The organism is Escherichia sp. 94.0001 (genome assembly GCF_013369155.2).
In the GTDB taxonomy this organism is placed as follows: Bacteria; Pseudomonadota; Gammaproteobacteria; order Enterobacterales; family Enterobacteriaceae; genus Escherichia; species Escherichia coli_F.
Genome location: NZ_JABWMS020000105.1, coordinates 1 through 7,952, shown reverse-complemented (window position 1 = coordinate 7,952; position 7,952 = coordinate 1). Strand labels below are relative to the sequence as shown.

9 protein-coding genes, 3 tRNA genes and 2 pseudogenes are annotated in these 7,952 nt (G+C 44.3%); 12 read left to right on the top strand and 2 right to left on the bottom strand.

Features of this window, described 5'->3' with window-relative positions:
• The 4 genes and pseudogenes from HEN33_RS23545 to HEN33_RS23530 all read left to right on the top strand — a co-directional run.
• Window positions 1–68, top strand: a pseudogene (locus HEN33_RS23545) (recombination protein NinB); the annotation flags it as partial.
• Complete coding sequence (locus tag HEN33_RS23540) at window positions 65–592, top strand: phage N-6-adenine-methyltransferase (protein WP_069916082.1); 528 nt, start codon at window positions 65–67, stop codon at window positions 590–592. The pseudogene HEN33_RS23545 and the gene HEN33_RS23540, both read left to right, overlap by 4 nt.
• Entirely contained in the window at window positions 589–771 is a 183-nt protein-coding gene (locus HEN33_RS23535) for a NinE family protein (protein WP_001254266.1), read from the top strand. The genes HEN33_RS23540 and HEN33_RS23535 overlap by 4 nt, the downstream gene beginning before the upstream one ends.
• A gap of 138 nt (window positions 772–909) precedes the next feature.
• Window positions 910–1,104 carry a hypothetical protein gene (locus HEN33_RS23530; protein ID WP_071987619.1) on the top strand — a complete coding sequence of 65 codons (195 nt, stop codon included), beginning with the start codon at window positions 910–912 and terminating at the stop codon, window positions 1,102–1,104.
• Window positions 1,105–1,275: 171 nt separating this feature from the next.
• On the opposite strand, the gene HEN33_RS23525 is transcribed toward HEN33_RS23530, so the two are convergent.
• Window positions 1,276–3,048 carry a hypothetical protein gene (locus HEN33_RS23525; protein WP_059275004.1) on the bottom strand — a complete coding sequence of 591 codons (1,773 nt, stop codon included), beginning with the start codon at window positions 3,046–3,048 and terminating at the stop codon, window positions 1,276–1,278.
• A gap of 572 nt (window positions 3,049–3,620) precedes the next feature.
• Between HEN33_RS23525 and HEN33_RS23520 the strand changes: the two genes are divergently transcribed.
• The 7 genes from HEN33_RS23520 (at window position 3,621) to HEN33_RS23490 (ending at window position 5,958) form a co-directional block, all read left to right on the top strand.
• Complete coding sequence (locus HEN33_RS23520; RefSeq protein WP_001108079.1) at window positions 3,621–4,187, top strand: HNH endonuclease; 567 nt, start codon at window positions 3,621–3,623, stop codon at window positions 4,185–4,187.
• Complete coding sequence (locus HEN33_RS23515; RefSeq protein WP_102204046.1) at window positions 4,162–4,764, top strand: recombination protein NinG; 603 nt, start codon at window positions 4,162–4,164, stop codon at window positions 4,762–4,764. Before HEN33_RS23520 ends, HEN33_RS23515 begins: the two co-directional genes overlap by 26 nt.
• Before the next feature lie 43 nt (window positions 4,765–4,807).
• On the top strand, window positions 4,808–5,326 hold the full coding sequence (locus tag HEN33_RS23510) for an antiterminator Q family protein (protein WP_096884186.1): 519 nt from the start codon (window positions 4,808–4,810) through the stop codon (window positions 5,324–5,326).
• A gap of 63 nt (window positions 5,327–5,389) precedes the next feature.
• Window positions 5,390–5,464, top strand: a tRNA-Asn gene (locus tag HEN33_RS23505).
• Window positions 5,465–5,469: 5 nt separating this feature from the next.
• Window positions 5,470–5,545 (top strand) — tRNA-Thr (locus tag HEN33_RS23500).
• 3 nt (window positions 5,546–5,548) lie between these two features.
• A tRNA-Gly gene (locus tag HEN33_RS23495) sits at window positions 5,549–5,623 on the top strand.
• A gap of 170 nt (window positions 5,624–5,793) precedes the next feature.
• Window positions 5,794–5,958: a DUF3927 family protein gene (locus HEN33_RS23490; RefSeq protein WP_000443178.1), complete on the top strand. Its 165-nt coding sequence runs from the start codon at window positions 5,794–5,796 to the stop codon at window positions 5,956–5,958.
• 163 nt (window positions 5,959–6,121) lie between these two features.
• Here HEN33_RS23490 and HEN33_RS27170 read toward each other — a convergent pair.
• A pseudogene (locus HEN33_RS27170) lies at window positions 6,122–6,279 on the bottom strand (hypothetical protein); the annotation flags it as partial.
• Between HEN33_RS27170 and HEN33_RS23485 the strand changes: the two are divergent.
• On the top strand, window positions 6,256–7,952 hold a 1,697-nt coding region (locus HEN33_RS23485; RefSeq protein ID WP_183083481.1), incomplete at its 3' end, for a DUF6645 domain-containing protein. The pseudogene HEN33_RS27170 and the gene HEN33_RS23485 overlap by 24 nt on opposite strands.

The window sequence follows — 7,952 nt, the reverse complement described above, 5'->3', positions numbered from 1 at the left end:
TTAAGTGGTCAGACGAAGCGCGACTGGCTCTCGAATGGAAAGCGCGATGGGGAGATCGGGCTGCATGACTATCAAATCAAATACGGCAGCACACGACAAGGACTGCTGGCAAACGCCGCTTTGGCTTTTTGATGCACTGGATATTGAGTTTGGATTCTGGCTGGATTCGGCAGCGAGCGACAAAAATGCTCTGTGCGCTCACTGGTTAACTGAGGCCGACGACGCGCTAAATTCTGAGTGGATAAGCCACGGTGCAATCTGGAATAACCCACCGTACAGCAATATCAGGCCGTGGGTGGAAAAAGCCGCTGAGCAGTGCATACAACAGCGACAGACGGTAGTGATGCTTGTGCCAGAGGATATGTCTGTCGGATGGTTCAGCAAGGCTCTGGAGAGTGTTGACGAAGTTCGCATCATCACTGATGGACGGATTAATTTTATCGAACCATCGACAGGGCTGGAGAAGAAGGGAAACAGCAAAGGCTCAATGCTGCTGATTTGGCGACCGTTCATCAGTCCTCGACGGATGTTTACTACCGTATCCAAAGCGGCATTGATGGCGATCGGGCAGGGCGTCAGGAGGGCGGCATGAGGCGACAGCGACGAAGTATCACCGACATCATCTGCGAAAACTGCAAATACCTTCCAACGAAACGCTACAGAAATAAACGCAAGCCAATCCCAAAAGAATCTGACGTAAAAACCTTCAATTACACGGCTCACCTGTGGGATATCCGGTGGCTAAGACATCGTGCGAGGAAAACAAGGTGATTGACTAAAATCGCAGTTACGAACAAGAAAGCGTCGAGCGGGCTTCAGTGTGCACAGAGTGGATTCTATCTAGGCTTAGTGCATACAGAAGATTGCTGGTAAAGGACATGCCAGGCAAAACGATGAGGACTGATATTTATGAAAACATCTGATTTTTTTACTGTTCTTGCATGCGGTATCGGAGGGGCTTTGACCGGGCATTTTATCGTGAATATTTTCACTTGGTATCTCTTTGGTTTTAGAGATTATTTCACTCGATGGGTTTTAAATGGTTTTCGTCGGTTTATCGGGTGCAAGCCTGATATGAGAATTTATAAAGATGAAAAGAATTGATTGTTAATTCATTATGAAGCTTTTGGTGTGAGTTTGTAATTTGGTTTTTATTGAAATATATTAATTAAATATAATTAGATATTCAACTTGTATATGTATGCGACATGTTGGTGTTTGGTCGCATACACTGTTGAATATTTGGCTAATGCTATATCAATGTAGAGTTAAAGTCTAACACAACATAGACTCTCTATATGCTAACGTCTTGACTATAACTGCAATTATTTTTTCATTGACTTCGTTACCCATGCTTAAACATGAAATATCTTTTTTATGAGTTTCGTTCAAAAATTTCAAGAAGTTTTTCATTTCGTTTGGTAATGTATTTAGTCCTGTTTCTGAGAATCTTTTTTCGTAAATCTCATCGATTTTATGTTTGCATGTTTCTGATTGTGATGTATTTAAAATGGCTCTTTCTCCTTGGGTACAGGCGTTTATAACTTCTTTCAGTATTTGTTTTTGGTCTTCTGGGGATGTTCTTTGTCCATTGAATGCGTAAGATACCCTGTCTTTTGTTTTGAAAAGTGGCATGGTTATATTTTTTGTATGCTGGAGGTCAACACAAAGAGCTATTGTCTGAGTATTTAGCATGTCCGGATTATGGGAGTAAGTTGATCTTTTCAAAGCATTAGCACTTGCTGATGCCCCTTCATATGGATTTTGATGAAATAATAGATTTAGTATGTTTACGATGAATAAAGACATCATTTGTGGTGGTGTACCTTTCTCAAGAGAGCGCATGATTGCTCCCGATAAAGAGGACATCAGACTTAATCCCTGAGTTAATACCCGCTGGGTGGTTTTAAATGCCGCTTCTTGCGATATAAATCTCTGAGCAGAATTTGGGTTATCAGAAGAACCATGTTTATACGCTTTATACCATGAGTCACCTAATATAGCTAAGGCTAATGGTATATCAGCATAACTCACTCCCCTACCTATGGTTCTTACTATGCTACCTGTTTTAACTGCTCCATTAAGCATTAATAGTGGTGACATGGTTAGTAACGTACTTGTTAAACATAGAGTAAATCGTGCTATAACCGAACCTGTTATTTTTCTATTGCTTATGCAATATTTAATTTCATCTGTTAGTTTAGGATATTGGTAGAGTATTGTTGGTACATGAAATAAAGTTGCTGATAGTAAATCACCAAGTATGCGTACCTGGGTTATATCTAGTGATAATACATTACTTAAGAATGCTTCTGTATTTATTGTTGGAGAAGGTGATGTATATAAAGATGATTGTTGATGTTGTGAGGACGATTTGTTATAGTCGCCATTAAAAAATAATGCCTGTATGAGCAAGTGAATGCTGATTCCGCCTCCAGATCTGAACGCATAGGGGAGAGTCTGCTCAATTTTATTGTGTAGGGCCATATAGGCTTTATAAAAACATCCTGACTGCTCGTATGCCTGATGGTATTGGTCGTTCAGAACTCTCATAAGATGGAGAACAGTTTCTGCACTCTCATTCTCTTTTGGTATAATTTCATGAATGATGCTGTCCAGTTGATATTTATGCTTGCATGTTAGGATTTTTGTAATTCTTTCATCGATTTCAATGCATGTTGAATTATTTTTAGCAGGTAATAACAAGTCATTTTCTTGTGTATTTGTTAGTATCTCTTGTGGGATATTAATTACCACATCTTCACATGTTTTATCCACATCATTTGTCTTTACGTTGTCAAGAAAATCATTTAACGTCAGTTGAGAACCAAATTCATTAATGTAGTTCAATGATGACGTAGAAGAGCTATTATCAAGGAAATCGTTCAGAGTAAGTTCGGAGTTGTTTCTTGTTATCGGATATTCATTTTGGGGAACGGCTAATTTAATACTCCGGTTGCTGGAGGTAGAAACTGTTTGTTCGGTGGTTGACGAATACTGCATGTCAATGCATACGTAACCTTTATTTGAAGTTGAATTTGGAATCAAAATTCCCCCCTGAAATAATAGCTTTCACAATATTAACAATTAATGCAAAAATATTTTGTGTTTCATTAAAGAAAAGGTATTTGCGATGTAAAATAATTTTCTGTTAGTTATTACATACAGCACATCAGGTCGTCAATATAGTCTAACTATAGTTATCAACAAAAACTTACCACGATTTTAGATTTTTCCAGTATTTGTAGCTATTGCACTGAACACCGAATACGTAGCAGAGGAGGGGGGCTACACGATAACGAGCCATGAGCTACCATGTTATCGAGAATTTTTTAGGGAGTATGACATCAGGAATGTGGTGGCCTGTTTTAATATTTCTATTTCTATTTCTATTTCTATTTCTATTTCTATTTCTATTTCTATTTGTTGCGGTTTTTTCTTTAGTTTATGTGTTTTGATTTGTTTCTGAATCGCCGGGGGGGAGTGTCTTCCCTTTTTTCTGAGACTTATCATGCAGTTATTTGCGCCATCTTGGTATTGTGGAAATACCGACATCCATAGCTTTGGTGAGCTCTGTTCAGGTGGCTAAATTCAGAAAAACATTACGGAGGAAGAAGACGATGGCTAAACCAGCGCGAAGACGATGTAACCGTAAAAGAGAAGATTTAACTGTTAAAAGGATATTTGAGTTACTAAGTTTCGATAAATCTATCGGGGTATTTAGATGGAAAGTTCCCACTCAGGGAAGGATAGCATTAAATAGTGTTGCTGGAACTTTTGATTCCAACGGTTATTCAATGATCATGATAGATGGGCGTAGATATAAAACTCACGTCTTAGTTTTTTACATAACTCATAATCGTTGGCCTGCTGGTCAAATTGACCACGTTAATGGAATTAGGACCGATAATAGGCCAGAAAATTTAAGAGAATGCCTGCCAATAGAAAATTCAAGAAATATAAGGATCCGAAAGAATAGCAAATCAGGTTGCAGAGGGGTTACTTGGCACAAACGACAGAAAAAATGGAATGTTAGGCTAGGTTTCCATGGCAAGAGTAAACGCTTCGGATGCTTTGATGATCTGGAGTTAGCGGTACTAGTTGCTGAAGAAGCCCGAGATAAGTATTACGGTGATTTTTCCGGCAACGAAAGGAGCACTTATGCGAATCTATCGAAGGAAATGTAAATGTTGCAATGAATGGTTTATACCAAAATATCAAAATCAATATTGGTGTAATGAGATTTGTGGAACAAAGATAGCACTCGAACGACGAAGCAAAGAACGCGAAAAAGCGGAAAAAGCAGCAGAGAAGAAACGACGACGAGAGGAGCAGAAACAGAAAGATAAACTGAAGATTCGAAAACTCGCCTTAAAGCCCCGCAGTTACTGGATTAAACAAGCCCAACAAGCCGTAAACGCCTTCATCAGAGAAAGAGACCGCGACTTACCATGTATCTCGTGCGGAACGCTCACGTCTGCTCAGTGGGATGCCGGACATTACCGGACAACTGCTGCGGCACCTCAACTCCGATTTGATGAACGCAATATTCACAAGCAATGCGTGGTGTGCAACCAGCACAAAAGCGGAAATCTCGTTCCGTATCGCGTCGAACTGATTAGCCGCATCGGGCAGGAAGCAGTAGAGGAAATCGAATCAGACCATAACCGCCATCGCTGGACTGTCGAAGAGTGCAAGGCGATCAAGGCAGAGTACCAACAGAAACTCAAAGACCTGCGAAACAGCAGAAGTGAGGCCGCATGACGTTCTCAGTAAAACACATTCCAAATCACAAGGGAGAAGGCGCGTGGGCATAAGAGAACTAAACCTCACCAAAGAACAGCACGAGTGGCTGAATGGCTGGCTTGAACTGTGGGGCGCATGGGTTTATTCAGGTCGTCTGGAAAAGCGCATGAGCAGCGTAATAGCTAAGTTCATGGAGAGCGTAGAGCCGGGAAGAGTTATGACAAGGCCAATGTGTAATGATGATGATGGAATGTTGATTTCTCAGGTCGTCGATTCCGTCATGTACATTGACAAGAAAGCCTTTGGCATCCTCCTCAGCTACTACGCTCATGGTTCATCTAAGCGAGCAATTGCATCCTACTATCACGCGACTGCAAAGCCACGCAAGATGTGTGGACGTGGTGGCGAGGGATGGAGAAAACCTTCACTGGCAACCTGTAGAAACGAAATTGACGACATCCTGAAAGCGTCATTATTTGTTTTATACCAGCCAATGAAAAATGCTTTCAAAATGCGTAAACGTGTTGAGAAAGTTGAGCATGTTGCTGTTAAAGGCCTTGACATGCAATTATCCATTTAGCCATAATTAGAAGGTAAGCTGCCGTTAGTGACTCTTAAGTTGCAACGGTGGCTTTTTTTATTGGGGTCAGTCGTATAAAGGTCATTACGGAAGGCTGTTAACCTTCTTATCGTGGTTCGAGTCCACGCTGTCCCGCCAAACATGCTGGTTTAGCTCAGTAGGTAGAGCAACTGACTTGTAATCATCAGGTCGCCAGTTCGATTCCGGTAGCCGGCACCATATGCGGGTATCATATAATGGCTATTACCTCAGCCTTCCAGGCTGATGATGCGGGTTCGATTCCCGCCACCAGCTCCAGATTTATTATCAGGCTCGCTTCGGCGGGCTTTTTTCATATCTGCGCCACGTTCGGTGCATATCAACCATAAAGCTTTTCATGGATGGGTTTACGGGATAGTCAGTGTGACTTCCTCCGTAGGCTGGTTACCCACTGGCGCAGGCTCTGCAGTTACCGCTGGGCAGTATCTGTGGAAAGTGCACGCTTTGGGCAGACTGTCATCATGTTGTTTCTGGTGGTGGCAGTGGATTTCACCGGGCGTCTGATGTCGGTACTGGCTGATGGTGTGATGATGCGTGGGATTGTGACATTACGGTGGTCGGTGATGAAAAGAAACAGTCTGAATAATGCTTGATTTTTTTACTTACTGTTTATTAGAAATACTGCCGTATGGCGAATCCCCATGTGTAAGAGGTTATCAGCAGGCTGGAATACTGGGGGGCGCGGATTCAGGTGCTGATACTGAATTCACCGGGGCGGCCACCGGACCATGCATATATCAAAGTTGTGATTCTACTTATCATTTTCCTTGTGAGTTTTGGCTGCGCATGGCGCGGCCTTTTTTTACGATCTGCCACTGGCAGATGCTCATCCTGTGATTTTCTTCTGTTTCGGCCTTTTTTACTCTATTCCTGTGCATGGGAGAAATTCGATGTCGATTAATCGTTACGATATTGTGCGGGCAGCATCGCCATCAGATCTGGCGGACAAGCTCACGCAAAAACTGAAAGAAGGCTGGCAGCCGTTTGGTAGCCCTGTGGCCATAACTCCTTATACCCTGATGCAGGCGATTGCAGCAGAAGGTGATGTGGTGGTCAGTGGCACAACTGAGCCGGAGTGGTACTACGTGGTCGTGCTGGCCGGACAGTCCAATGCCATGTCTTATGGTGAGGGTATTCCTCTTCCTGATTCATATGATGCGCCTGATCCGCGTATTAAGCAGTTGGCACGTCGCAGTACGGTGACGCCTGGCGGAGAGGCATGTGTATTTAACGATGTGATTCCGGCAGATCATTGTCTGCATGATGTGCAGGATATGAGTGTGTTCAGTCACCCTGAAGCAGATTTAAGCAAAGGTCAGTATGGGTGTGTCGGACAGGGCTTACATATCGCCAAACGTCTGCTGCCGTATATCCCAAAAAATGCCGGGATTCTGCTGGTTCCCTGCTCCCGTGGCGGTTCAGCATTTACAGCAGGGGCGGATGGTACATTCAGTGAAGCTACGGGGGCCAGCCAGAACTCTGCGCGCTGGGGAGTGGGTAAGCCGTTATATCAGGATCTGATACTGCGTACAAAAGCGGCACTGGCGAAGAATCCTGAAAATGTTCTGCTGGCGGTATGCTGGATGCAGGGTGAATTCGATATGACAAACGCTGGCTATGCTCAGCAGCCTGCAGCATTCCAGTCGATGGTGCAGCAGTTCCGTAGCGACCTTGCCGGTATGGCGGCGCAGTGTCATGGTGGAAGCGCTCAAAAAGTGCCGTGGATTTGTGGCGACACCACATACATCTGGAAACAGAAGTACGCCACACAATATGAGGCGGTGTATGGCGCTTATAAAGGAAAGGAAGCACAGAATATTTTCTTTGTTCCTTTTATGACAGGTGGCAGTGGTGAAAACACGCCCACGAATGAGCCGACGGAAGATCCGGATATCGTGGCTGCCGGTTATTACGGGGCGGCATCCCGGACATCGGCCAACTGGACGTCAGCAGACCGTGCGAGCCATTTCAGTGCCTGGGCACGGCGTGGGATTATTGCAGACAGAATGGCCTCTGCTATCCTGTCGCAGGCAGGGCGCTCACAGGCATTTATTGCCGGTGTAAAACCGGAGAACACACCATCAGCAGGTGGCTCTACGTCGCCGGATGACTCATCCCTGGAATCGATATCGCTTCTGGCCTCCGCCGGCGATGTTGCTTCTCAGGGGTGGAATATTACCGGGGGCAGCGTTCAGTTATCGGATGGCGTACTGAGAATTGTCAAAGAGAGCGGTAAAAGCTGGATACTATCGCATCCGGTGAAGAATGCATCCTCACTGCTGAGCCGGGGAGGGAAGCTGACCTGTAAGTTCCGTCTGACTGGTGCTCTGACAAACAACCAGTTTGGACTGGGGCTTTATCTGTACACAGACGCTCCTGTTCCTGATGGTGTGACGATGACGGGGACTGGTGATCCGTTCCTGATGTCGTACTTTACGCAGACCACCGACGGCAAACTGAATCTGATGCACCACAGGAAGTCAGGAAACACGAAGCTGGGGGAATTCGGGAACTACAGTAACGACTGGCAGGCGCTGGAGCTGGTGTTCACCGCCGGCAGTGCCACGGTTACTCCGAAACTGAATGG